The 23,753-nt window shown below is 62.5% G+C and carries 22 protein-coding genes; 13 read left to right on the forward strand and 9 right to left on the reverse strand.

Annotated elements, in window-relative coordinates:
• Positions 1-45 precede the first annotated feature (45 nt).
• Complete coding sequence (locus XW59_RS23540) at positions 46-804, forward strand: hypothetical protein (RefSeq protein ID WP_047148147.1); 759 nt, start codon at positions 46-48, stop codon at positions 802-804.
• An 86-nt stretch (positions 805-890) separates the two neighbouring features.
• Here XW59_RS23540 and XW59_RS23545 read toward each other — a convergent pair whose 3' ends face one another.
• Both XW59_RS23545 and XW59_RS23550 read right to left on the reverse strand, forming a co-directional pair.
• The gene (locus XW59_RS23545) at positions 891-1,199 is read right to left on the reverse strand and encodes a hypothetical protein (RefSeq protein ID WP_348639330.1); all 309 of its coding nucleotides are present in this window, start codon (positions 1,197-1,199) and stop codon (positions 891-893) included.
• Between the two features lie 339 nt (positions 1,200-1,538).
• The gene (locus tag XW59_RS23550; protein ID WP_052958425.1) at positions 1,539-2,321 is read right to left on the reverse strand and encodes a hypothetical protein; all 783 of its coding nucleotides are present in this window, start codon (positions 2,319-2,321) and stop codon (positions 1,539-1,541) included.
• 200 nt (positions 2,322-2,521) lie between these two features.
• Here XW59_RS23550 and XW59_RS23555 point away from each other — a divergent pair, with 200 nt between their 5' ends.
• The 3 genes from XW59_RS23555 (at position 2,522) to XW59_RS23565 (ending at position 6,965) form a co-directional block, all read left to right on the forward strand.
• Positions 2,522-2,767 (forward strand): hypothetical protein, encoded by a 246-nt coding sequence (locus XW59_RS23555; protein WP_047148149.1) that lies wholly within the window; start codon positions 2,522-2,524, stop codon positions 2,765-2,767.
• 223 nt (positions 2,768-2,990) lie between these two features.
• Entirely contained in the window at positions 2,991-4,871 is a 1,881-nt protein-coding gene (locus XW59_RS23560; protein WP_047148150.1) for a sigma-54-dependent Fis family transcriptional regulator, read from the forward strand.
• A gap of 294 nt (positions 4,872-5,165) precedes the next feature.
• Entirely contained in the window at positions 5,166-6,965 is a 1,800-nt protein-coding gene (locus XW59_RS23565) for an NAD(P)/FAD-dependent oxidoreductase (RefSeq protein ID WP_047148151.1), read from the forward strand.
• 64 nt (positions 6,966-7,029) lie between these two features.
• On the opposite strand, the gene XW59_RS23570 is transcribed toward XW59_RS23565, so the two are convergent.
• A complete protein-coding gene (locus XW59_RS23570) occupies positions 7,030-7,740 on the reverse strand; it encodes a GntR family transcriptional regulator (RefSeq protein WP_047148152.1) in 711 nt (236 codons plus the stop codon).
• 264 nt (positions 7,741-8,004) lie between these two features.
• Between XW59_RS23570 and XW59_RS23575 the strand changes: the two genes are divergently transcribed.
• The 7 genes from XW59_RS23575 to otnC are packed head-to-tail and all read left to right on the forward strand — an operon-like array spanning position 8,005 to position 14,862.
• Positions 8,005-9,420 (forward strand): flagellar basal body P-ring biosynthesis protein FlgA, encoded by a 1,416-nt coding sequence (locus tag XW59_RS23575; RefSeq protein ID WP_047148153.1) that lies wholly within the window; start codon positions 8,005-8,007, stop codon positions 9,418-9,420.
• Between the two features lie 31 nt (positions 9,421-9,451).
• Positions 9,452-10,456, forward strand: coding sequence for a TRAP transporter substrate-binding protein (locus tag XW59_RS23580; RefSeq protein ID WP_246666189.1), 1,005 nt, complete (start codon positions 9,452-9,454; stop codon positions 10,454-10,456).
• A gap of 22 nt (positions 10,457-10,478) precedes the next feature.
• Positions 10,479-11,150, forward strand: a complete 672-nt coding sequence (locus tag XW59_RS23585; RefSeq protein WP_047148154.1) for a cyclase family protein — start codon at positions 10,479-10,481, stop codon at positions 11,148-11,150.
• Positions 11,147-11,665: a TRAP transporter small permease gene (locus XW59_RS23590; protein WP_047148155.1), complete on the forward strand. Its 519-nt coding sequence runs from the start codon at positions 11,147-11,149 to the stop codon at positions 11,663-11,665. The genes XW59_RS23585 and XW59_RS23590 overlap by 4 nt, the downstream gene beginning before the upstream one ends.
• Entirely contained in the window at positions 11,665-12,942 is a 1,278-nt protein-coding gene (locus tag XW59_RS23595) for a TRAP transporter large permease subunit (RefSeq protein ID WP_047148156.1), read from the forward strand. Before XW59_RS23590 ends, XW59_RS23595 begins: the two co-directional genes overlap by 1 nt.
• A 22-nt stretch (positions 12,943-12,964) precedes the next feature.
• The gene (otnK, locus tag XW59_RS23600; protein WP_047148157.1) at positions 12,965-14,221 is read left to right on the forward strand and encodes a 3-oxo-tetronate kinase; all 1,257 of its coding nucleotides are present in this window, start codon (positions 12,965-12,967) and stop codon (positions 14,219-14,221) included.
• Positions 14,218-14,862 carry a 3-oxo-tetronate 4-phosphate decarboxylase gene (otnC, locus tag XW59_RS23605; protein WP_047148158.1) on the forward strand — a complete coding sequence of 215 codons (645 nt, stop codon included), beginning with the start codon at positions 14,218-14,220 and terminating at the stop codon, positions 14,860-14,862. Before otnK ends, otnC begins: the two co-directional genes overlap by 4 nt.
• Before the next feature lie 20 nt (positions 14,863-14,882).
• On the opposite strand, the gene XW59_RS23610 is transcribed toward otnC, so the two are convergent.
• The 5 genes from XW59_RS23610 to ytfQ form a co-directional block, all read right to left on the reverse strand.
• The gene (locus XW59_RS23610; protein WP_047148159.1) at positions 14,883-15,635 is read right to left on the reverse strand and encodes a FadR/GntR family transcriptional regulator; all 753 of its coding nucleotides are present in this window, start codon (positions 15,633-15,635) and stop codon (positions 14,883-14,885) included.
• A gap of 6 nt (positions 15,636-15,641) precedes the next feature.
• Complete coding sequence (gene yjfF / locus XW59_RS23615) at positions 15,642-16,622, reverse strand: galactofuranose ABC transporter, permease protein YjfF (protein WP_047148160.1); 981 nt, start codon at positions 16,620-16,622, stop codon at positions 15,642-15,644.
• Entirely contained in the window at positions 16,619-17,644 is a 1,026-nt protein-coding gene (locus XW59_RS23620; RefSeq protein ID WP_047148161.1) for an ABC transporter permease, read from the reverse strand. The genes yjfF and XW59_RS23620 overlap by 4 nt, the downstream gene beginning before the upstream one ends.
• Entirely contained in the window at positions 17,641-19,170 is a 1,530-nt protein-coding gene (gene ytfR / locus XW59_RS23625; RefSeq protein WP_047148162.1) for a galactofuranose ABC transporter, ATP-binding protein YtfR, read from the reverse strand. The genes XW59_RS23620 and ytfR overlap by 4 nt, the downstream gene beginning before the upstream one ends.
• A gap of 82 nt (positions 19,171-19,252) precedes the next feature.
• Complete coding sequence (ytfQ, locus tag XW59_RS23630; protein ID WP_047148263.1) at positions 19,253-20,215, reverse strand: galactofuranose ABC transporter, galactofuranose-binding protein YtfQ; 963 nt, start codon at positions 20,213-20,215, stop codon at positions 19,253-19,255.
• Between the two features lie 449 nt (positions 20,216-20,664).
• Here ytfQ and XW59_RS23635 point away from each other — a divergent pair, with 449 nt between their 5' ends.
• On the forward strand, positions 20,665-22,050 hold the full coding sequence (locus XW59_RS23635; protein ID WP_047148163.1) for a trehalose-6-phosphate synthase: 1,386 nt from the start codon (positions 20,665-20,667) through the stop codon (positions 22,048-22,050).
• A 24-nt stretch (positions 22,051-22,074) separates the two neighbouring features.
• On the opposite strand, the gene XW59_RS23640 is transcribed toward XW59_RS23635, so the two are convergent.
• Positions 22,075-22,506, reverse strand: coding sequence for an Lrp/AsnC family transcriptional regulator (locus XW59_RS23640; protein ID WP_047148164.1), 432 nt, complete (start codon positions 22,504-22,506; stop codon positions 22,075-22,077).
• Positions 22,507-22,623: 117 nt separating this feature from the next.
• On the opposite strand from XW59_RS23640, the gene XW59_RS23645 reads away from it, so the two are divergent.
• A complete protein-coding gene (locus XW59_RS23645; RefSeq protein ID WP_047148165.1) occupies positions 22,624-23,724 on the forward strand; it encodes a saccharopine dehydrogenase family protein in 1,101 nt (366 codons plus the stop codon).
• Positions 23,725-23,753 lie beyond the last annotated feature (29 nt).

Raw genomic sequence — 23,753 nt, forward strand, 5'->3', positions numbered from 1 at the left:
GCTGGAAGCTAAACACGGTGGTTTTCTCACTCTTCTCGATGCCGAATGGGCGACAGAAGAAGAGGTCGGCTGCAGCGTTTGGACAAACTATTAGCTTTGGGCGGCCGATTCGTAGACGGGGAAGGGCGGCAATCGCTGTTGGAGATGGTGATACACAACCAATCCCTTACTCTCCAAATTGACCGTTCGTGGGATGAGGTGTTGCTCCGCACTGCGCAGTTGAGACCCAAGCATAGCCAGGCAGCATTGCTCACTTGGACGTTGGAGCCGCCGGCAATCGACGCTGGTGTCCCCGCCGAGGTTGCCGCGGTAGTATCAGAGGTCGCTACATTCCTCGGATCGGTGGCTTTCCGAATATTCTTTCCAGATGACTTGCCCACCGGGATGATAGTGCTTTGCGCGCCTAAACGATGGCTGCCGGTGGCGTTATACCAGCGGTTCACCCGGAGTTGGCCCGCCGACATTGCCGTTGCCGCAGAAGCAGCCGCCGCCGCCGAGATGTTTCTCCAGGATTGGCAACTCCAGGGGCAGATGGCTTTGGTGTTGGGTGCCAAGGGCCTGGAGGAGGAGACGCTCGATCGCCTACGAAAGGCCCGGAACTGGAACAAGATGTCATTCCCCACAGGGGTACGCTTGCTTGTTGCGCCCGCTGTAGATGGCGATGGGATTTTGCTCGCGACACACAGTGCACCCGAGATGGATCGAGTGCTCGGACTTATGTCGGCGGCCTTTGCGAGAGCCGGCCTTCCCTGCACGATGGTCGGTCCGCCTGAAACCACCTTGCAATCAAATCAACCAAGGTAACGGGTACAAACCCTAGGGGAAGAGATTGTTGGGTGGGACGGGGGCGGACCGATGATAGACAGACGTTGATGATCGGCGGCGGTCAGCTACTTGACATCATCATCGGCATCGTCAGGGTTATCGACTTCACAGCCGATGCCATGGCATCCTTGATAGTTGCCCTGAGTGTCGAAATTCGGGTTGCCGTCTCTGTCAAAACTCGGCCTTGTATCGATGTCGCTGTCATCGCGGCGCCGAGCTTCCCTGCGGTCGCGGTCTCGCTGTTCCTGTGCTGCCATACGATCTAGCGAGCGCTCTTCTTCTTCAGCGCGTTGTGAGTTTTGTACCATCATGCAATTGGCGAAATTATCAGTCCCTGGCCGGTAGCCGAAGGAGGCGCACTTTTCCTGGTCCATAGCGCGCTGTTCCTCGGGGCTTACGCAGCCTGCAACCGCCAACGGCACAAGGGCGATCAGTAAGTATCTCGCTTTGAAGCTCGGCATTCTTGTCCTCTCAAGTTATTCCGTCGCAACTGGCGCACGCGAAATCACGGGGGCATTTTGTGATATTGGCATCGATCGCGAGTTGCCGACGTTGAATTTCAGATCGCGAAGAAACCCAAGCCGCAACCGGAGGTAAGCATATGTCGCGCTGACCGACAAGCGGCTGCCGCGACGTCTCAACTGGAGTAATCGCGCTTGCAACGATCGCAAGAAGTGGCGGGTAGGGTTAATGGCTCCTTCGCGCGCGTACTGTCACATTCCGCGCGCGGTACGTACCCATTGTTCGATCCCGGCGAGGTTTTCTGGCTCGGGGAGCCCACATTGGGCAAGTTCAGGCGCCAGCCTGAGGGTGATACCCTCCTTACCCTGCGCGAGGGCATTGGCGATCGGGCCACTGGCGATCTGCGTGGTCACGTTCTGGAGATCCGACACGCCCTCGCACAAGTGGACAACGCCCCCGCCGGCACTCCACCATACGAGGTCTTCGCCGACCAACTGTGTCACGACCTGGGATTCAACGGCAGCCTGCTCCTGCGACAGTGGCTTGAAATCGACGCCGAGCACAGTCGCTATGATCGCGACGACGATGGCCGCCGCTCCGGCAATGCCTTTCTGTTTCGTGTTCATGTCCTTGTTCAAGAAGATCATGACGATCAGCGGCAGGAATGCCAGCAATGAGATAAAGGCACCGAACTGGTTCTGGATGAAGAATTTCACCGGCTCCTTCTTCGATGCCGGATCATATCGGTTCGCCTTCTTCCACAGTTGAGAACCGATAATCGCGAGCACGCCGATGACGGCAATGAAGCCTAGCAGCAACCACCAGCGCCACTGCGGAAAGCCTTGGTTGGCAACCAGCTCATCGAACGGCGGTCGCAGTATCCAAAGGATGGCGACCAACTGAAGCACGATAGCGAGCAGCCACAGCCCAAGGGCAATGATTCGCAAGCGTACGGCCTGCGTCTTCGCTGCAGGTGCCGGCGTGAAGGGTGGTTTCTCAGGTTGATCGGTGGACCTTGCCGGAGCTTCTGTCATGGCACTCCCTCCGTGCCCCCTGCAGCAAGGTGGCGCAACCGCGACGCGAGTGCAAGCCCAGCCGGTGGTCATTGAAGAGAAGTGAAAGCCAAATACTATTTCTGCAGGCTCCCCTTTTGACCCCCGCAGGCGAATCTCTAAGAGTTATTCTCCCAGATAAACATGCACTGGGGGATAGGGCCTGACGGAGAGAGACGCCGTTGAAGAACTTGATACTCGCATTTCTCGAGCACGCGGTGGTGACGGCGCTGTGCTTCCTGGCAATCCCGGTGGCGTTCTATGTGGCCGGCTATCTGCCTGCCGAGGTGGTTCACGAACGTCCGGTTTTGATCCTGTTCGTGGCCTGGGTCTTGACCGTCGCGGCGCTGATCGCCCTCTATCTGGCGATTGCTCGCTTGATCGGGCGGGTAGCGCCAAAAAGAAACCCGCGGCGCGCCATGCGATAGCGGAAAGAACGGCGATATCCGCGCCATCCGGCACGCGCCTAGCAGAAACAACCACCCATGACAGGCCCTGAGGCCGGCTATCATGGAGGTCGACTCGACAACGCGAGTCCCGCCTTTGAAGACGACGCGATGCGGTGCGTCCAGCGATCGTCGTGACCTTTCGGCCAAACTGCTTGCCCTTGGCGCAATTCTCATGCGAGCATCAAGACAGGAGGAGCCGTCCATGGTGTCGACGCTGTCGCACATCAAGGAGATCGAGCGCGTCGCCATGGGGGCGGCGAGCGGTCGCGATGCGCCCGTCGTGCAGTCGTGGCTGCGCTGTCTCAATGACTACAATCTCGATCCAGCTGCCGCCCAGGAGGCCTATATCGTCCCCGATGCGATGCTGCGCGAGCATCGTGAGCAGGCGGAGGAGTTGATCCGGATAGGGCGCTCGGGCGTCGAAACGCTCTTCAGGCAGGTCGCGGAGCAGCACTATGTGCTGCTTCTGTCCGATGCGCGTGGCGTCACCGTCGACTTCATGGGCGATCCGACCTTCGACAACCAGCTCCGCAAGGCAGGGCTCTATCTCGGCTCGGAATGGTCGGAAAACCGCGCCGGCACCTGTGCGGTCGGCGCCTGCATCGTCTCTGGCAAACCGGTCGTCATCCACCAGGACGATCATTTCGACACGAGCCATATCGGGCTTACCTGTACGGCGGCTCCGATCTTCGACACGCTTGGCGACCTGACCGCCGTGCTCGACATCTCGCAGCTTCGCTCGCCGACCGCCAAGGCAAGCCAGAAACTGGCGCTGCATCTCGTCTCGGCGACGGCGCGGCGCATCGAACTTGCCAATCTGATGGCGCGAACGAGGAACGACTGGGTGCTGCGCCTCGCGCGCTCACCCGAATTTCTCGATGTCGATCCCGATGCGGCGATCTCGCTCGATGGTGCGGGCCTCATCACGGGCATGACGCATGGCGGCTTCGGCGCGCTCGCCCGCGCCATGGACCTCGGCGGCGTCACGACCCGCCGGTTCATTGGCCAGCCGATCTCGCGTTTCTTCGACATCGAGATCGATGACCTGCCGCGTTTCATGCGCGGCCGGGCGGACGGGGAGAGGGTTCTCAGGGCACGAGACGGCTTTGTGCTCTTTGCAGGCGCGATCGCGCCGGCGGCGAGCTTCCGCCGCATGGCCGAGGCGTCGCCTCGCCTGCCGCGGGCGCTGCGCGACCTTAGTTTCGGTGATCCCGCCATGGCGACGCTGCAGGCCCGCGCGGCGAAGCTCGCCGGGCGCAACATTCCGATCCTGATCAGGGGCGAGACCGGCAGCGGCAAGGAGCATCTCGCCCGGGCCATCCACGACGGTTGCGGCAGCGCGGGCAAGTTCGTTGCGGTCAATTGCGCTGCCATTCCCGAACACCTGATCGAATCCGAGCTGTTCGGCTACGCGCCCGGAGCCTTCACCGGGGCGGCTCAGAAGGGCAAGTCCGGCCTGATCGAGGCCGCGGACGGCGGAACGCTTTTCCTCGACGAAATCGGTGACATGCCGCTCCTGCTGCAAAGCCGGCTCCTGCGCGTCCTTTCCGAAAACGAGGTGCAGCCGGTCGGCGCGCTGAAGCCGCGTCCTGTCAAGTTCCGGCTGCTTTCCGCCTCGCACCGCGATCTCGGCTCACTTGTTGCGCAGGGACGTTTCCGCGAGGACCTCTACTATCGCCTCAACGCGGCCGTGCTGATCTTGCCGCCGCTGCGGGAGAGGAAGGATTTTGACCGCATCGTCGACCACCTTCTTCACCATATCGGGGCCGAGAACGACGAAGCCTATGGGCTCGACGATGTGGCAAGGCGCGCGCTTTCCCGCCATGCTTGGCCGGGCAATCTGCGCGAGCTCGCCAACACGTTGCGGGTTGCAGCGGCGCTGTGTGACGACGGCACGATCGATATCGACTGTCTGCCGGAGCATTTTCGCCGCGATGCAAGTTCGACGGGCGAGGATGACGGTATGGCCGCGCTGCGCCGTGCGCTCGCTGAGTGCGACAACAACATTTCCGCGCTCGCGCGAAAGCTCGGCGTTGACCGTTCCACGATCCATCGCCGACTGAAGCGCACGATGCGGCATTGATCACGCAGCAGCGCAACAGGTGTTGCGGAAAAAGTGTTGCACGCAGGAAGCCGGAGCGTCTCGAGGGAGTGATTTGTGGAGCTAAGTAATTGGAATGATTGCCGGGCAAGCAACAAGCGTTGATTGGCACGGCCTTTGCCAGAGCTGTTGAGCCGTTCGGGAGATGAGATGGAGGTTGGTACCCCTTCCGCTCGCGACCGGACCAGGATCGTGACGGCCGATCGAGCCGCCCCGACGATCATTCGGACGGCGAAGGAGCCGTCGCGTTCATCAACGGAGCAAGGGAGAGAGTATATGCTCAACAAGACACCAGCGGCCCGCGTGCAGGCCTTTCTCGACACGTTCGGCGAGGCGCTTGAAGCAGGAAGGATCGACGAGGCGGCATCGATGTTCGTCGAAGAATGTTACTGGCGCGATCTCGTGACATTTTCCTGGAACATCAAAACGATGGAAGGGCGCGAGCAGGTGCGCGACATGCTCAAGTCGCAGCTCGATCACGTGAAGCCCTCCAACTGGCAGGTTGCTGAAAACGAGGAGGTCACGGAGGCCGATGGGGTGACTGAGGCCTGGATCACCTTCGAAACCGGCGTGGCGCGTGGCTACGGCCTCGTCCGCCTGCGGGACGGACTGATCTGGACATTGCTGACCACCATGGTCGAGCTCAAGGGACACGAGGAGAAGGCCGGTTTCACCCGACCACTCGGCGCCAAGCATGGCCAGAACGTCGGCGCAAGGACCTGGAAGGAGGAGCGTGAGGAGGAGACAAGAACGCTCGGCTACGACAAGCAGCCCTATGTCGTGATCATCGGCGGCGGACAGGGCGGCATCGCGCTCGGCGCGAGGCTGCGTCAACTGGGCGTTCCGACGATCATCGTCGAGAAGAACGAACGGCCCGGCGACAGCTGGCGCAAGCGCTACAAGTCGCTCTGCCTGCACGACCCGGTCTGGTACGACCATCTTCCCTATATCGATTTCCCGAAGAACTGGCCGGTGTTCTCGCCCAAGGACAAGATCGGCGACTGGCTGGAAATGTACACCAAGGTGATGGAACTCAATTACTGGACCAAATCCACCGCCAAGTCGGCGAAGTATGACGAGGCGAGGAAGGAATGGACCGTCGTCGTCGATCGCGACGGCGAGGAGGTGGTGCTGCGGCCGAAGCAGCTCGTCTTCGCCACGGGCATGTCGGGCAAGGCCAACATCCCGGCCTTCAAGGGCAAGGAAAGGTTCAAGGGCGAGCAGCACCATTCCTCGCAACATCCCGGCCCCGACCAGTACAAGGACAAGAAGGTGGTGGTCGTCGGCTCCAACAATTCCGCTCACGACATCTGCGCCGCCCTACACGAAGCGGGTGTGGACGCGACGATGATCCAGCGTTCGACGACGCATATCGTCAAGTCGGACACGCTGATGGAACTCGGCCTCGGTGACCTCTATTCGGAGCGCGCGCTCCAGTCGGGGATGACCACGGCGAAGGCCGACCTAATCTTCGCCTCGCTGCCCTACCGAATCATGCATGAATTCCAGAAGCCGATCTATGACAAGATCCGCGAGGTCGATGCGAAATTTTACGACGATCTGGAGAAAGCCGGTTTCCGGCTCGATTTCGGTGCCGACGATTCCGGCCTCTTCATGAAGTATCTGCGTCGTGGTTCCGGCTACTACATAGATATCGGCGCCTCGCAGCTCATCATCGACGGCAAGATCAAGCTGGCTGCCGGCCAGGTGGAGGAGATCACCGAGGATTCGGTGAAGCTCGACAATGGCGAGGAAGTCCCTGCCGACGTCATCGTCTACGCGACCGGCTATGGTTCGATGAACGGCTGGGTGGCGGACCTGATTGATCGTGAGACCGCTGACAGGGTCGGCAAGGTCTGGGGCCTTGGCTCCGATACGCCGAAGGATCCCGGCCCATGGGAAGGCGAGCAGCGCAACATGTGGAAGCCGACGCAGCAGGAGGCGCTGTGGTTCCATGGCGGCAACCTGCACCAGTCACGCCACTATTCGCAGTTTCTGTCGCTGCAGTTGAAAGCGCGTATGGAAGGAATCCCGACCCCGGTCTACGGGCTGCAGGAAGTTCACCAGAAATCATAACAATTATTGCCGGGTGAATCGCCTGCATCTCCCGGTTTGAAAAATCCAGCGGCGGGCGGCAGAACTAGCCGTTCGCCTTCGACATCTCGCTTTCGAGCACGTTTCGCGTCACGCTCCAGCCATTGAGGTGATGCGCGCGCAACACCTCGCGTAGCAACGCGCCCTCGCGTTGCTTGAGCGCGTCGAGGATCTGCTCGTGCTCGAACACCGCTCGCGCCCAGCGTTCGGAACGGCGGTTGCCTGCATAGCGATATCTGCGGATGCGTGCGCTTTCGGCCGCGTAGATGCGCGACAGGGTCGCGTTATGGGCACAATCGACGATCCGCTGATGAATGGTCTGGTTGGTGTGGAAATATTCCATCAGTTCGCCGCGCTTGTAAGCGTCGACCATTGCCGTATGCAGTTGCTCGATCTCGGCGATCATCTGCGGCGTCGCCCGTTCGCAGGCGCGCTCCGCCGCCACGCTCTCCAGCCCGATCAGCACCTCGATCGCCGCCTCCACCTCCTCGGGCGAGATGCTGACCACCGTCGCTCCGCGATTGGGCTCGATGCGGACGAGACCTTCTCCCTCGAGGATCTTGAACGCTTCGCGCAGCGGCGTTCGTGAAACGCCGAGCTGCTCGGTCAGCACGCGCTCGTTGATTCGGGTGCCTGCTTCTATGTCTCCCGCGACGATCATGTCGCGGACGCGCTGGGCGACGAAGGACGAGCGGCGGCCGCGCGGCCAGGTTGCTTCGGTCTCGGAATCGCTGGTCATTTTTGAGGCATATTGCATGCAAACATCCTAGCGACACGCGAAAAAAGGCACAAGCCAATTGACTCTATACCCATATTGCATGCAATAAATCGTCAGGGAGTCTCCCGCACGTCATAACCGGCAAAGAAATATGTCGTTGGGTTCCGCCTGCCGCGCCGATTGCATGCAGTGCAAGACGCGGAGCAAGCGGGGAAGGTGCGGGACAGCCATGGGGATTGAAAGTTCAGGTCAGAGGCCGCGCGGTGGCGCTGGGCGATTTTCAGGAAGACGAAGAATTTCTCGATGAATTATCACGCATACTTCAATGTCGGCGGCCGTATCGTCGAGACCTGCATCATAGGAACCGGAGGCTTTGGGCGCAGCTTCCTCGCGCAGGGGCTGCGGGTGCCTCTCATGCGTGCCCGCGTGGCAGTCGACGTGGATGCGGAGACGGCTGCGCAAGCGATGCGCGAGGTTGGTATCGCGCGCGAGGACATTCGTGTCTGCAACACTCCGCAAGAGGCCGAGCGCGCCTGGAACGAAGGCGCCTACGTCGCCGCGGGCCAGTATGATCACGTGGCCCGCCTGCCTGTGGACGTGGTCGTGGAGGCCACCGGACATCCCGAGGCCGGCGCGCGCCATGCGCGGCTGGCGATCGAGGCCGGACGACATCTGGCACTGGTTTCCAAGGAGGTCGACAGCGTCGTCGGTCCCGGCCTCGCGGTCATGGCGAGGCAGCACGGCAAGGTCGTCACGCCAGTGGACGGCGACCAGCCGAGCCTGCTCATCGGATTGGTGAGCTGGGCCGAAATCCTCGGCTTCGAAATCATCGCCGCCGGCAAGTCGAGCGAATACGACTTCGTCTTCGATGCCGCCGCCGGAACACTGACGAGCAACGGACGCACGGTGTCCGCGCCGGAATTCGGTGCCTATGCGCGTCTCGACGGACGCGACGCTTCGCAGGTGGTGGCAGCGCGTGCCCGGGCCGCGTCCGCACTGCCGCAGCGCGCGGTACCGGATCTGTGCGAGCTTTCCGTCGTCGCCAACGCCTGTGGCTTTTCGCCGGACCGGCCTCGGCTGCACGCGCCGATTGCCCGGATAGACGAGGTGCCCACCATTCTCTGCGAGGCCTCCGAAGGAGGCTTGCTTTCCGGTACCCGCAAGCTCGATGTCTTCCATTGCCTGCGCGAGCCCGGCGGTATCAGCTTCGCTGGCGGCGTCTTCGTGGTGGTGCGTTGCGAGGACCGCCCAACCTGGAAGATGCTCGAGGAGAAGGGGCACGTCGTCAGCCGCGACGGCAACGCCGCGATGGTCTATATACCGCGTCACCTTCTCGGGCTCGAGGCGGCGACCAGTATATTGGCGGCCGGCGTGAACGGTGTCTCGACGGGCGCGGCCGAGCCTTCCCACCATGTCGATCTGGTTGTGGTGGCCGATGCCGACCTGCCGGCCGGCGCGACGTTGGCCATGGGCGGCCATCACCATTCGATCGAGGGCGTCTCGTCAATGATGCTGCCGGCCGCCCCGCTGACGCCGGACGCGCCAGCGCCATTCTATCTCGCTTCGAACAGGCGCCTGGCGCGGGCCGTCAAGCAGGGCGAGGCGATCCGGATGGCCGATCTCGAAATACCGGAAGACAGCGAGCTGATGAGGCTGCGCCGCCTTCAGGATGCTCATTTCTTCGCCGAAGGGCGAGCTGAAACCGGACAATTCGCTTGACATTCACCATGCCCGATATGGGAGGAAGACCATGAATATGAACATCACCCGTCGCACATTCCTGGCCGGAGCCGGCGTGGCCACGGCAACGCTTGCCATGCCTCATCTGGCGCGCGCCAATGCCGCGCAGACGCTGCGGCTTGCCCATCCGCATCCCGACACGGACAGCTGGCAGGATATCGGCCTGTGGATGGACGAAGCCCTCAAAGAGAGGACAGGCGGCGAGCTCGGCCTCCAGCTTTTCCCCAATGGCGTGCTCGGCAGTGATTCCACCATGATCAATGCCGTGCGTGCCGGCACACTCGACATCATGGTGACTGGCAATCCCTTCTTCACCGGACTGGTGCCGCAGCTCAACGTTCTCGACCTGCCCTTCCTGTTCAAGGATCGTGACCATGTGGCGGCGGTTCTCGACGGCGAGATCGGCGACGAGCTGCGGGCGGGTTTCGCGGAGGCGGGGCTGGTCGCGCTCGCGACATGGGAGACGGGCTGGCGCAACGTCACCAACAGCCGCCGGCCGGTCAACAAGCCGGAAGACCTGCACGGCCTGAAGATCCGCACCACGCCCAACCACGCCCACATCAAGGCATTCGTGCTGCTCGGCGCTGCGCCGACGCCGATGGCTTTCACCGAGCTCTTCACGGCACTCGAGATGCGTTCGATCGACGGACAGGAAAATCCGACGACGCTGATCCTCAATTCGAAATTCTACGAGGTGCAGCGCTACCTTTCGCTGACGCAGCACGCCTTCACCTCCTCGCCTCTGGTGATGAACAAGACGAAATTCGAAGGCCTGGATGAAAAGCTCGGCGGCATTCTTCTCGAAACCGCGAAGGAGGCCGCGAAGAAGCAGCGGCAACTGAATGCCGAGCGCGAGGTGACCAGCTTGGAAGCGCTCAAGCAGGAAGGCATGGAAGTCGTCGAGGAACTGGATCGCGAGGCGTTCCGCGCCCTCGTCGCCGGTCCGGTCCGCGACGATTTCGCGGCCAAGTTCGGGCCGGAGCTGCCCGACCGCATCGCCGCACTGGCGGGCTGATAGTATCAAAGGAACCTGACGCATGCGCATCGTCGATTTGAGTATGCCGGTTAGCGAGCATTTCCGGTGGCAACCCGAAGTCACGGTCAAGGGTGACAAATCCGCCGGTGACCAGTTTCGCGTCACGCGGCTTGCCACCACCTGCCACGGTTTCACGCATGTCGATGCGCAGGCGCATTTCATCGCCGGCGCGCCCACCGTCGAGGCGACGCCACTCGACCAGGTCGTCGGCACCTGCCGCGTCTTCGATCTTTCCGGCGTGGAAGCGAACACGGCGATCACGCCCCACGCTCTTGCCGCCGCGGATCCCGGCGGCGCGGAAGGCGAGATCCTGCTTCTCGCCACGCAATGGGACAGGAAGCGGGACTACCAGACGAGGGAGTTCTGGACCGAGGCGCCGTGGCTTACGCGCGAGGCGGCGGAATGGCTTCTGGAACGCAAGCCCAAAGCGCTCGCGGTGGATTTCCCGCAGGACTACCCGATCCGGCTCCTACTCGACAACGTGCGCGTGCCCGATGAAGAGCACGTCACCCACGATGTCCTCCTGCGCGCGGGCGTTACGCTGGTTGAGTATGTCGTCAACACTGCCGCGCTTGGCGAGAAGCGCGTGCTGCTTTGCGCCGCGCCGCTCAAGATCGTGAATGCCGACGGTGCGCCGGCCCGCGTGTTCGCGATCGAGGGGTACGGCGAATGACGGCGAGAGACACGGGCGGCGCGCTGCTCCGGATAGCCGATTTTGGGTTTCGCGCCGTGGAGGCGGCGCTCGTCGTCGTGCTGGCCGCAATGGTCGTGCTGGTCTTCTCCAACGTGGTGATGCGTTATGTCTTCGATAGCGGCATCACCGTTACCGACGAGCTGTCGCGCATGATGTTCGTCTGGATTTCCTTCGTGGGTGCGATCTCGGTCGCACGTCGCGGCGAGCATCTCGGCGTCGACCTGCTGACCGCCACGCTTTCGCCCGCGGGCAAGCGTGTCTGCCGCATCATCGCCGACATCGGCATCGTTCTATGCAGTACGATCCTCGCCAACGGCGCCTTCACCCAGACGGTTGCCAACATGTCCAACATCGCTCCGGTCTCCGGCATTCCAACCGGCATTACCTATGCTGCGCCGTTCCTGGCAGGCATGGGAATCGGCGTGATTGCCCTATTCGATCTGTTCGGCGCCTTGCTGTCGTCCGGCGTGGCCGAGTCGGGTGACCAGCCATGATGGTTCTCCTCATCTTCATCGTCGTGCTCGTGGGCACGATCCTGGCGGGTGTTCCCATCGCCTTCGGCCTGCTCCTGAGCGGCGTCGCCATGATGTGGCATCTCGGTGCGCTCGACTGGCAGTCGATCGCGCTGCAGATGACCAATGGCGCGGACAGCTTTCCGCTGCTCGCCATTCCGTTCTTCCTACTCGCGGGCGAGGCGATGAATGCAGGCGGGCTTTCGCGCCGCCTCGTCAATTTCGGGCTGGCGCTGGTCGGGCACCTGCGCGGCGGGCTCGGCTATGTCGCCATCGTCACCGCGATACTGCTGGCGAGCCTTTCCGGTTCGGCGATCGCCGACACGGCGGTGCTCGCGGGAATGCTGATCCCGATCATGCGTGAGGCCGGCTACCATATGGGCCGCTCCGGCGGGCTGATCGGCGCCGGCGGCATCATCGCGCCGGTACTGCCGCCGTCGATCGGCTACATCGTCTTCGGCGTCGCCGGCGGCGTCTCGATCACCCGGCTGTTCCTGGCCGGCATCGTTCCGGGCATCCTGATGGGGCTGGCGCTGGCGCTGGCTTGGTGGTGGCTCAGCCGCCGTGAGGAAACGGCCGTGTTCCCGCGCCGCTCCGCTCGCGAGATAGGCAAGGCCGCGCTTGATGCAGGCTTTGCTTTCATCCTTCCGCTGATCATCGTCGGCGGCTTGAAGGCCGGCGTCTTCACGCCAACGGAAGCAGGTGTCGTCGCCTGCGTCTACGCCATCTTCACCGGCTTTTTCATCTACCGCGAACTGTCGCTTCCGCGTCTCTACGAATGCTTCGTGCAGACCGTCCGCACTACGGCCGCCGTCATGTTCCTCGTCGCCGCCGCGAGCATCACGGCATATATGATCGCCATCGCAAACGTACCCGGCGAAATCGGGGCCTGGCTCGGACCATTGAGGGAGAGCCCGCTGCTGCTGATGGTGGTCATCACGCTTCTGGTGGTCGCGGTCGGAACGGCGCTCGACTTCATTCCGACGATCCTCATTCTCACTCCCGTGCTGTTGCCGATCGTCAAGCAGGCTGGCATTGATCCGGTGTATTTCGGCGTGATCTTCATCATGACGGCGGCGATCGGATTGATAACACCACCGGTAGGAGCGGTTCTTAACGTCGTATGCGCGATCGCGAAGATAAGATATGTCGACGTAGTGAAGGGGGTGGCGCCTTTCATCCTCATTCAATTGTCGCTGCTTGTCCTGTTGATCCTGTTTCCGCAGATCGTGATGGCTCCGGCGAAGTGGCTCTACTGAGCCGGTAGAAGGAAGTGACGAAATGCTGCTTGGCGCGATTGCCGACGATCTGACCGGTGCCACCGACCTTGCGCTGATCCTGTCGCGGGAAGGCATGCGGACGATCCAGGTCGTCGGGGTGCCCACCGACGCCACGCAATTCGGCGCTGCCGATGCGGTCGTGGTGGCGCTCAAATCACGCACGATCCCGGCGAGCGAGGCGGTGGAGCACTCGCTGGCTGCCGCAAGGGTCCTTCTAGCTGCCGGCGCGCGCCAACTGTTCTTCAAATACTGTTCGACCTTCGATTCCACCGACGAAGGCAATATCGGTCCGGTCGCCGATGCCTTGATGGAACTGACCGGCGAAGCGTGCACCATCGCGTGCCCGGCATTTCCGGCCAATGGCCGCACCGTCTACAAGGGACATCTTTTCGTCGGCGATGCCCTGCTCTCGGAAAGCCCGATGCGCGACCACCCGCTCACGCCGATGCGCGATTCCAATCTCGTACGCGTGCTGCAAAGACAGACCCGTCGACCGGTCGGGCTCGTTGCTCACGAGACGGTGCGCGCCGGCAGCGAGGCGATCGCCTCGGCGCTGGCGGCGCACGAGGGCATGCTGATCGTCGATGCGCTGACGGAGAGCGACCTGCGCGCCATCGGAACGGCGGCAAGCGGCATGAAGCTGGTGACCGGCGGCTCGGCGGTCGCGCTCGCGCTGCCTGAGAATTTCCGACGCCAGAGCCTGCTCGGTCCGGCCGCCGCGAATGTGGAGTTCGAAGCGACGCCGGGCGCAGGCGTTATCCTCGCCGGCTCGTGCTCGGCCGCGACGAGGCGTCAGATCGCCGTCGCCAAAGCCGCCGGCGTGCCGGCGTTGCAACTCGATGCGCTCGACATCGCCGCGGGGCGGACGACATGCGACGAGGTCGTCGAGTTCGTCATCGACAACGGCGAGGGTGACTATCCGCCGCTCGTCTATTCCAGCGCCGATCCCGATGTCGTGGCGCTCGCCCAGGAAAAGCTCGGGCGCCTGGAAGCCGGTGCGGTGGTCGAGGATCTGCTGGCGGCGGTCGCCACTGCCCTCGCAGGACGCGGCTACACGCGCTTCATCGTTGCCGGCGGGGAGACCTCCGGCGCGATCGTCAACGCACTCGGTGCCAAGGCGGTGGCCATCGGGCCCGAGATCGATCCGGGCGTTCCCTGGGTGGTCTCCATCGGCGGCACGAGGGTTTCGCTCGCGCTCAAATCAGGTAATTTCGGGTCCGACGATTTCTTCGTCAAAACCTGGAACATGGTTCGATGACAGCGATCCTTTCGGAAGAAATCCGGTTGCGCGACGAGATCTGCGCAGTCGGCAAGTCCATATTCGACCGCGGCCTCACCTTCGGATCGACCGGCAACATCAGCGCCCGCTTGAGCGATGGCTCCATGCTGATGACGCCTACCAACGCCTCGCTGGGGTCATTGGTGCCGGAGCGGCTTTCGCGCTTCACCGCCGAGGGCGTATTCGTAGATGGCGACAAGCCCACCAAGGAGGCGTTCCTCCATTCCTGCATGTATTGCCAGCGCAAGTCGGCCGGAGCGGTGGTCCATCTGCATTCGACACATTCCGTGGCGGTCAGCATCCTTGCGGACGTAAACCCTGAAGACGTGCTGCCGCCTTTGACGGCCTATTACGTCATGCGTGTCGGCCGCCTGCCGCTCGTGCCTTATTTCGCGCCGGGCGATGAGAAGCTGGCGCTGGCGGTCAAGGGCCTCGCGGTGGAAAATCATGCCGTATTGCTGGCCAATCATGGCCCGGTCGTTGCCGGTTCGACGCTGCGCGAGGCGCAGTACGCCACCGAGGAACTGGAGGAGACGGCGCGTCTTTTCCTGATGCTGCACGGGCGCGAAATACGTCCGCTGACGCCCGAGCAGGCCGCTGGGCTGAGGAAGCCCCGTTAAACTCATTTCTGGACGGCCCTTCAGAGCGCCGCCCGTCCCTTCGAGCGCGTGGCCTTGATCTGCCCGCTAACGCGGTCCCGTCCAACGATGATGACCGTTCGGATGGCTTCGGCGGCGGCATCGCCGTCGCCAGCTTCCACCGCCTCGACTATGCGGCGGTGCTGCTCGACCGAAACGCGATGGGTTGCATTCTCCACTGGAGAACTCAGCTTGAAGGCGGATACCAGGGCGGCCTCGATGAGATTGCCGACCGAAAACATGAACGGGTTCTTCGAAACATCCAGCAAGGCGATGTGCAGCTCGAGGTCGGCAAGTGCAAAGGCTTCCTTGGAACGCGCCGCCTCCATGCTATCGACTATCCCGTAGAGCTTTTCGACGTCCGCCGCAGTGGCGTTGCGGGAAGCGAGCTGCGCCGCCGACGGCTCGAAGGAGAGCCGCATGTCGCAAAGATGGCTCAGGAATTCCTCCGTAACGCCCGCTTCGAAATGCCATGTCAGCACGTCGGCATCGAACAGGTTCCATTTTGTCCGTTCGGTGACACGGGTGCCGATGCGCGCGCGCGGGAAGACCAGGCCTTTCGCGGCAAGGGTCTTCATCGCCTCTCGCAGCACGGTGCGGGAGACGCCGAAGCGCTCCGCGAGCTCGCTATCTCCCGGAAGCAGGGTACCGATCTCGTATTCGCCGTTCACGATCGCCATGCCGATCTCGTTCACCACATAGGAGTGGTTGTTGCGTACGACGCGTCCGGAAATGGCGGTCCTGAGCAAATCCATGTTTCCCTATCGTGCGCTCTTCAGCGCACCGGCGTTGCGGTCGGCAATCCAGACCAGCCCCTTCTGCAGTACGATGAAAGCAAAGAGCAAGAATCCGATCACGATCTTGGTCCACCAGCTCGAGAGCGTGCCGTCGAAAATGATGTAGGTCTGGATCAATCCCATTATCATCACGCCTATCAGAGTGCCCGCCACGAAGCCCGACCCGCCTGTCAGAAGGGTGCCGCCGATCACCACGGCCGCGATCGCGTCGAGTTCCACGCCCACTGTGGAGAGCGAATAGCCTGCCGATGTGTAGATGGAGAAGACGATGCCGGAAAGCCCTGCGAGAAATCCGGAAAGCGCATAGATTTGTATCGTCGTGCGCGCCACGGGCACCCCCATGAGCCGCGCCGTCTGCACGCCGCCACCGAGCGCGTAGACATTCATGCCGAAGCGCGTGCGATGTGCCAGGATCATTCCGGTAAGAAACACGAGAAGCATGATTCCACCGATCAGCGTGAGCCGGCCCCTGCCGGGCATCAAATAGTAGAAATCCTGCAGCCTGCCGTAGAATTCGTGCGTGATCGGCACGGAATCGATGGTCAGCACATAGGCCATGCCGCGGGCGAGGAACATGCCTGCGAGCGTGACGATGAAGGGTGGCATTTCGAGATAATGTATCGTGGCGCCCATGGCGGCACCGAACAGGGTCGTGATGACCAAAAGCATGGCGAAGACCGCCACGGGGTGCAGCCCGGTATCGCGCAGGAGGACGGCGATGAAGACGCCGGAAAACGCGATGACGGAACCGACCGACAGATCGATGCCGCCGGAGATGATCACGAATGTCATTCCCACCGCGACGATGCCGAGAAACGCATTGTCGGTGAGCAGATTGCCGATCACGCGAGTGGAGAGCATGGCCGGGTACTGCGAGTAGCAGACCGCATAGGCGAGCAAAAAGATAATCACGGTTGCCAGGAGGGGGAGCGAGCGCGCGTTCATTGGACGACCGTTTTCGCGTCAGCGGGCGACGACTGCTTGTTGCGCCTGAAGTATATGAATGCCGATTGCACGGTGGGCGACTGCAGGACGAGTATGACGAGCACGATGCCGGCCTTGATGACGAGGTTGAATTCCGGTGGGAAGCCCGAAAGCAGAATGCCCGTGTTTACCGCCTGAATGATCATGGCGCCGATCAGGGAGGCGACGATGGAGAAGCGTCCGCCGAGCAGTGACGTGCCGCCGATCACGACGGCGAGGATCGCGTCGAGCTCGAGCCACAGCCCGGCATTGTTGGCGTCCGCGCCACGGATGTCGGCGGCGGCGATGATGCCGGCGATCGCGGCGCAGAGGCTCGAGGCCATGTAGACGGCGATCAGCAGAACGCGCGTGTTGACGCCGGCCAGCATGCTGGCGCGCGGGTTGATGCCGATCGCCTCGATCAGCATGCCGAGCGCGGTGCGCCGCACGACCAGCGCGACTATCACGCCGGTGAAGAGCCATATCAGCACTGGCATCGGAACGGTCAGGAAGGTTCCGGAGCCGATGAAGATCAGGCCCTCGTGGCGGAACGTCAGGATCGCTCCCTCCGTGATGAGCTGGGCGATGCCGCGTCCGGCGACCATCAGGATGAGCGTGGCGACGATCGGCTGGATTTTCAGGACCGCCACCAGGATGCCGTTCCAGAGTCCGCAGGCGAGGCCGGTGCCGATCGCCAGCGCCAATGTCGGCACCAGGCCCATTCCCCGATCGACGGCGGAGGCCGCAACCGCACCGCAGATCGCCATGACGGCACCAACCGAGAGGTCTATGCCCTTGGTGGCGATGACCAGCGTCATGCCGATGGCGAGAAGCGCGACGGGTGCGCCGCGATTCAATATGTCGATTGCGCTGCCGTAAAGCCTGCCGTTGGCTATGCTGATCTCGAAGAAGCCGGGAAAGACGATGGCGATCGAGGCGAGAACGGCGGCGAGCGTCACGAGCTGGGGCGTGATGCGGCGCAGGAATCTACTTGCAGCACTCATGTCGCGGCCTCGTCGGCGCGCCCGGCGTCCGGTCGGGCTATCGCGGCGACCATGTTGTCGGTGGTGATGTCCTCGCCCACCAGTTCGGCGACATGGCGGCGGTCGCGGACGACGATGACGCGGTGGCTGTAGGCGACCAGCTCGTCGAGTTCCGACGAGATGACGAGAAGCGACATGCCCTGGGCGCACAATTCCTCGATCAGGCGAATGATTTCCGCATGCGCGCCGACATCGATGCCGCGCGTGGGTTCGTCGAGAATGAGGAATCGCGGATGGGTCGCCAGCCAGCGTGCGAGCAGGACCTTCTGCTGATTGCCGCCGGAAAGAAGCCCCACCGGCTTTTCGGCATCCGGGGTGCGGATGTCGAGGCGGCGGATGAACTCTTCTGCCATCGCCGCCTGTGCGCGCGCCGGCAGCGGCTTCGTCCAGCCTCGGCGCGCCTGCAGCGCCAGCACGATGTTCTCACGCACGCTCAGATCGCCGACAATGCCGTCGCCCTTGCGATCCTCCGGGCAGAAGCCGAAGCCGCCGGCGATTGCATCGCGCGGCGAGCCGAGTGGAAGCGTCGCGCCCTTTTCTTCTACCTTGCCGCTGTCATGCGGTGTCACGCCGAACAGCACCTCGGCGGTTTCGGTTCGGCCGGATCCGAGCAGTCCGGCGACGCCGACCACCTCGCCGGCGCGTATGTCGAGGTCGAAGGGCGCGATCCGCCCGCTTTTGCCGAAGCCCTGGAAGCGGATCGCCGGCATTCCCTCGGGGCGGTCCGTCCGTCCACTCTCGCGCGTCTCCTGCTTGAGTTCCCGGCCGAGCATCATGTTCACCAGTCGGACGCGGTCGACGTCGGCGGTCGCCTCGGCGCCGACCAGCCTGCCGTTGCGCAGCACCGTGATGCGGTCGCTGATCTCGAAGACCTGATCGAGAAAATGTGAGATGAAGACGATGCCGAGCTGCCGCTCCTTAAGCGAGCGGACTACCTCGAACAGCATCTGCACCTCCTGGGCGTCGAGGCTCGCCGTTGGCTCGTCGAGGATCAGGACTTTGCCGGACAGGGACACGGCGCGTGCGATCGCCACGACCTGCTGCACCGCCACTGAAAAATTGTCGAGATTGCGCGAGACGTCGATGTCGAGTCCGTACTGCGCAAGCATCGTGCGCGCCGCGGCATTCATGGTCCGACCCGAGATCATTCCGAAGCGGACCGGCTGGTGGCCGAGCAGAAGGTTCTCAGCGACGGAAAGATTGGGCAGGAGATTAACTTCCTGATAGACCGTGCCGATCCCGAAACTCTGCGCTTCCAGCGTGTTCCGCGGATCGATGGGCATTCCATCGAGAAGAATGTCGCCGCCGTCGCGCCGATACGCGCCGGTCAGGCATTTTATCAGCGTCGATTTTCCCGCGCCGTTCTCGCCGAGAAGCGCGTGGACCTCTCCCGGATGAAGCGTGAAATCCACCTTGTCGAGCGCAATCGTGCCGGGAAACGTCTTCGTCACGGCCGTGGCGCGAAGGAGAGGCTGACTGCCGGACACGTCTTTCCTCCCTGTGCTTCATGACCCGCGCGCGGCGCGCCGGGATCTGCCGTCGGGCATGGTCGCGCCCGACGGCAGAGGTTCAATAGCCGAGGTCCTTCTTGGCTTCGTAGACCGCCTTCGGGTCGTCGGCCTGGGTGTAGAGCTTCGACTCCGTCTGGATGAACTTCGGCGGCGTGGTGCCGTCCTTCATGAAGGCCGCCAGCGCGTCGAAGGCAGGGCCGGCCATGTTCGGTGTCAGCTCGACCGTGGCGTTCGCCTCGCCGGCGGCCATGGCCAGGAAGATGTCCGGCACGGCGTCGATCGATACGATCAGAATGTCTTCGCCCGGCTTGAGACCGGCTTCCTTGATCGCCTGGATGGCGCCGACCGCCATGTCGTCATTGTGGGCGTAGAGCGCGCAGATGTTGCGCCCGCCATTCTCCGCCTTCAGGAAGCTTTCCATGACTTCCTTGCCCTTGGCGCGCGTGAAATCGCCCGTCTGGCTCCGGACTATCTTGAGATTGCTCTTGTCGGCGATCGCTTCCTCGAAACCCTTCTTCCGATCGATCGCCGGCGAGGAACCCGTGGTGCCTTGCAGCTCGACGATGTTGCACTCCTTGCCGTTGGTCTCGGAAACCAGCCATTCGCCCGCTACCTTGCCCTCATGGACGAGGTCGGAGCCGACCGCGGTCAGGTAGAGATCGTCGGATGAATCCACCATGCGGTCGAGCAGAACGACGGGGATCTCGGCCTCCTTGGCTTCCTTGAGGACGGCGTCCCAGCCGGTCGCCACGACCGGGGCGATCAGGATCGCGTCCACGCCCTGCGCGATGAAGGAGCGCAGCGCCTTGATCTGGTTTTCCTGCTTTTGCTGCGCATCGGCGAATTTCAGGTCTATTCCGCGCTCCTGGGCCTGCTGGCGGGTCAGCGTGGTTTCCGCGGCCCGCCAGCCCGATTCCGAGCCGATCTGCGAGAAACCAATCGTCTGCGCCACGGCGCCGGACGCCATGAAAGCCATTGACGCGAGAACACCCGCGCCAATCCACGCTTTTCTCGAAAGCATCATTTCCTCCCTGGAACTATAATGGGCTCCTCACCCGGAAATAAAAAATCATACTATATGATTTTTGTAAACGCGAAACGGATCTGCCCGTACTCGACCAAAGGTGGGTTCGTTCAAGGCATGACGACGGCCCTTGGGCGGCCTCCGCCGCTGGGCGCAGATCGGGCAAATTCGGGAGAAGGGCTTGCCGCGAGGCGGAATGGCTCGCTATACCGGGATCGCTGGATCGGTTTCCATGGCAAGACCGCATTCCACCCCGTGTTGTCGCCGGCTTTCCACATTGAGCAACTGAGCTCCGCCGGCGATCATGATTTCGCGGACTCCATAGGCAAGATCGTCGCCCGCCCGGGAACATCCTGGGGCCGTGGCAAGTTAACGCGAGGAGAAATCCGAAGAGGCTCCGATATGATTGCAGTTTCCCGACAACCGTTCGAGCGGGAGGCGTTCGCATGAGTCGGCTGGTAATCGCTTCCAACCGTGTCGCGGACCTCCGGCAGACGACACAGACGGGAGGGCTGGCGGTGGCGCTGGCCGACGCCGTGCGAGAGCGCGGCGGTGTATGGTTCGGCTGGGACGGCGAGATCGGGGAGGTGGACGAGCCGGAAGTCGATCAGATCGATAATGTCACGCGCGTCGCGCTGCCGCTCTCCGAGGATGACTATACGAACTACTATCTCGGCTATGCCAACAGCGTGCTGTGGCCGCTGTTTCACTATCGGCTCGATCTTATCGACTATCGTCCCGCCTTCTTCGAAGGCTATCGTCGCGTCAACCGCATGTTCGCGCGCCATCTGGCGCAATTCCTGAAACCGGATGATTGCATCTGGATTCACGACTATCACCTCATCCCGCTGGCCGGCTATCTCCGCGAACTCGGCTGCCGTCAGCGCATGGGGTTCTTCCTTCACATTCCCTTTCCGCCGTCCGACCTTCTCGAGGCGTCGCCAAACCATGCCGAACTGGTCGATTGGCTGCTTCAGTACGATCTCGTCGGCTTGCAGACCCACACCGATGTGGGCAATCTCACCCGCTACCTGGAGGACCACACCCCCGCGGTGCCGGTGCGGGAAGGACGTTTCCTGTTCGGCGAACGAACGGTTTCGGTCGAGCGGTTCCCGATCGGCATCGATTTCGAGATTTTCGAGCAGATGGCGCAACGCGCGCCGGACGACGTGGCCGTCGACGTGTTGCGCCGAAAGGTGCTTGGCCAGAAGCAGATCATCGGCGTCGACCGTCTCGACTATTCGAAAGGCCTGCCGGAAAGGCTGCGTGCCTATGGCCGGATGCTGGCACAGCATCCCGAGCTGGAAAAGTCCGTGAGCTTCCTGCAGATCGCGCCGCTGACGCGAGGCGATGTCGACGCCTACGCAAATATAAGGCTGGAGCTTGAAGCGCTGGCCGGCTCGATCAACGGCCAGTTCGGCGACTTCAACTGGACACCGATCCGGCATATTCATCGGCCGGTACCGCGCGAGAAGCTGGCCTCGCTCTTTCGCGCTAGCCATGTCGGCTTCGTCACACCATTGCGCGACGGCATGAACCTTGTGGCGAAGGAATATGTCGCCGCACAAGATCCGGCCGATCCCGGCATGCTCGTGCTTTCGCAATTCGCCGGAGCCGCCGAGGAAATGGTCGAAGCGCTGGTCGTCAATCCCTACGACGTCGATGAGATGTCGCGGCGACTGCATCAGGCGCTGGTGATGCCGCGGGACGAGCGCCGGCGCCGGCACGAAGCGCTGATGGAGAAGGTGATGCGGCATGATGCGAAGGCCTGGCTGACGGCCTTCCTGGAAGCCCTCGGCGACTTGGCCGACAAGCCGGCTGATCTGTCGTGAACGGCACGACCGTTCTCGGCTTTCCTACCGCATGATGCGGGTCGAGAGGATAATGGAGGAGAGCGTTCTCTCCACGCCCTCCAGTTCGCCGATGAGGTCGATGACTTTGTCGAGATCGCTTACCGATTCTGCAGCGACGATCGCTATCAGATCGAACGACCCGCTGACCGAGTGGAGAGACCTGACCTGATCGATCGCCGAAAGAGCACGGGTGACGCTCGCGGAAGCCTTCGGCGAGATGGTGATCAGCACATGTGCCCTGACGAGGCCGCGCTCGTACTCATCGGAAAGCCGCACCCCGTAGCCAGCAATGACGCCTTCGCGCTCAAGCTTGTCGATCCGCGCCTGGACGGTGGTGCGCGACGACCCCAACCGGCGCGCGAGCGTCGCCGTCGGGGTCCGTGCGTTCTCCTGAAGTAGGGAGAGCAGCAGCCGATCCTTGTCACTTATAGGCATATCGTCGAATCGTTCCGTCGAAACGTGTAAATTAACTGGCATTCTGCTCTATTCGAAGCTGTGAAACAACATGCCTGTGTCGCATCGTGCTCCGTGAAGTTGCATGGGGAATCGCAGATGAAAGACATAGTGGTACTTGGAGCGGGAAAAATCGGTTCGACGATCGCAAGGTTGCTTGCCGGGTCGCGGGATTACGCGGTGACGGTAGCGGATCGCAGCAAGCCGCATCTCGATGAGCTTGCCGGCGAGAGCGGCATTGCGACCGTGCTGACGGACATCTCCGACCAGTCGGCGCTGGAGGCGCTTTTCGCCGGCAAGTTTGCCGTGCTCAGCGCCGCGCCGTTCCATCTGACGACGACCATCGCGCACGTCGCGGCCGCGGCCGGCGTCCACTACCTGGACCTGACCGAGGACGTTGCCTCGACGCGCGAGGTCAAGAATATCGCGGCGAGGGCAGGGACGGTCTTCATCCCGCAATGCGGGCTGGCGCCCGGCTTCATCTCTATTGTCGCCAATGATCTCGCCAAGCGATTCGACACGCTCGACAGCGTCCGCATGCGGGTCGGCGCGCTGCCACAATTCCCGTCGAACGCGCTCAACTACAATCTCACTTGGAGCACCGACGGCGTCATCAACGAATATATCGAGCCTTGCGAGGCGATCGTCGACGGACAGCTCGTCGAAACGCGTGCGCTCGAAGAGCGCGAGGAATTTTCGCTCGACGGCGTACGGTATGAAGCCTTCAACACGTCAGGCGGATTGGGAACGCTTTGTGACAGTCTTCAGGGCAAGGTGCGCACGCTCAACTATCGGACGATCCGCTATCCGGGCCACGTCGCGATCATGAAGATACTGCTCAACGATCTCGGGCTAAGGGACCGACGCGACCTGCTGAAGGACATCCTGGAGAACGCCCTGCCTTCGACCAGCCAGGACGTGGTCGTCATCTTCGTCACGGTGAGCGGGCAGATCAACGGCCGCGCCGTGCAGCAGACCTATGCGAACAAAATCTACAGCCAGGTCATCGGCGGGCGCCTCTACAGCGCGATCCAGGTGACGACCGCCGCTTCGATCTGCGCCGTTCTGGACATGGTGGCGCAGGGAGCGCTTCCCGCGAAAGGTCTGATCCGCCAGGAGGAGATCGGGCTCGATGCGTTCCTGTCAAACCGCTTCGGCGGGTATTACGCCGAGCAGCCGAGCTTGCGCGCGGTGAGCTGACGACGCGCAGCAAGGCCCGCCGATTGGAT

This window comes from Aquamicrobium sp. LC103, assembly GCF_001014615.2.
Taxonomy (GTDB): Bacteria; Pseudomonadota; Alphaproteobacteria; order Rhizobiales; family Rhizobiaceae; genus LBCQ02.

Excerpts from the sequence above, each read along its gene's own strand:
- XW59_RS23540 (WP_047148147.1), top strand. The coding sequence starts at position 46 with ATGGGCGACAGAAGAAGAGGTCGGCTGCAGCGTTTGGACAAACTATTA.
- XW59_RS23545 (WP_348639330.1), bottom strand. The coding sequence starts at position 1,199 with ATGGACCAGGAAAAGTGCGCCTCCTTCGGCTACCGGCCAGGGACTGAT.
- XW59_RS23550 (WP_052958425.1), bottom strand. The coding sequence starts at position 2,321 with ATGACAGAAGCTCCGGCAAGGTCCACCGATCAACCTGAGAAACCACCC.
- XW59_RS23560 (WP_047148150.1), top strand. The coding sequence starts at position 2,991 with ATGGTGTCGACGCTGTCGCACATCAAGGAGATCGAGCGCGTCGCCATG.
- XW59_RS23565 (WP_047148151.1), top strand. The coding sequence starts at position 5,166 with ATGCTCAACAAGACACCAGCGGCCCGCGTGCAGGCCTTTCTCGACACG.
- XW59_RS23570 (WP_047148152.1), bottom strand. The coding sequence starts at position 7,740 with ATGCAATATGCCTCAAAAATGACCAGCGATTCCGAGACCGAAGCAACC.
- XW59_RS23575 (WP_047148153.1), top strand. The coding sequence starts at position 8,005 with ATGAATTATCACGCATACTTCAATGTCGGCGGCCGTATCGTCGAGACC.
- XW59_RS23580 (WP_246666189.1), top strand. The coding sequence starts at position 9,452 with ATGAATATGAACATCACCCGTCGCACATTCCTGGCCGGAGCCGGCGTG.
- XW59_RS23585 (WP_047148154.1), top strand. The coding sequence starts at position 10,479 with ATGCGCATCGTCGATTTGAGTATGCCGGTTAGCGAGCATTTCCGGTGG.
- XW59_RS23590 (WP_047148155.1), top strand. The coding sequence starts at position 11,147 with ATGACGGCGAGAGACACGGGCGGCGCGCTGCTCCGGATAGCCGATTTT.
- XW59_RS23595 (WP_047148156.1), top strand. The coding sequence starts at position 11,665 with ATGGTTCTCCTCATCTTCATCGTCGTGCTCGTGGGCACGATCCTGGCG.
- otnK (WP_047148157.1), top strand. The coding sequence starts at position 12,965 with ATGCTGCTTGGCGCGATTGCCGACGATCTGACCGGTGCCACCGACCTT.
- otnC (WP_047148158.1), top strand. The coding sequence starts at position 14,218 with ATGACAGCGATCCTTTCGGAAGAAATCCGGTTGCGCGACGAGATCTGC.
- XW59_RS23610 (WP_047148159.1), bottom strand. The coding sequence starts at position 15,635 with ATGGATTTGCTCAGGACCGCCATTTCCGGACGCGTCGTACGCAACAAC.
- yjfF (WP_047148160.1), bottom strand. The coding sequence starts at position 16,622 with ATGAACGCGCGCTCGCTCCCCCTCCTGGCAACCGTGATTATCTTTTTG.
- XW59_RS23620 (WP_047148161.1), bottom strand. The coding sequence starts at position 17,644 with ATGAGTGCTGCAAGTAGATTCCTGCGCCGCATCACGCCCCAGCTCGTG.
- ytfQ (WP_047148263.1), bottom strand. The coding sequence starts at position 20,215 with ATGCTTTCGAGAAAAGCGTGGATTGGCGCGGGTGTTCTCGCGTCAATG.
- XW59_RS23635 (WP_047148163.1), top strand. The coding sequence starts at position 20,665 with ATGAGTCGGCTGGTAATCGCTTCCAACCGTGTCGCGGACCTCCGGCAG.
- XW59_RS23640 (WP_047148164.1), bottom strand. The coding sequence starts at position 22,506 with ATGCCTATAAGTGACAAGGATCGGCTGCTGCTCTCCCTACTTCAGGAG.
- XW59_RS23645 (WP_047148165.1), top strand. The coding sequence starts at position 22,624 with ATGAAAGACATAGTGGTACTTGGAGCGGGAAAAATCGGTTCGACGATC.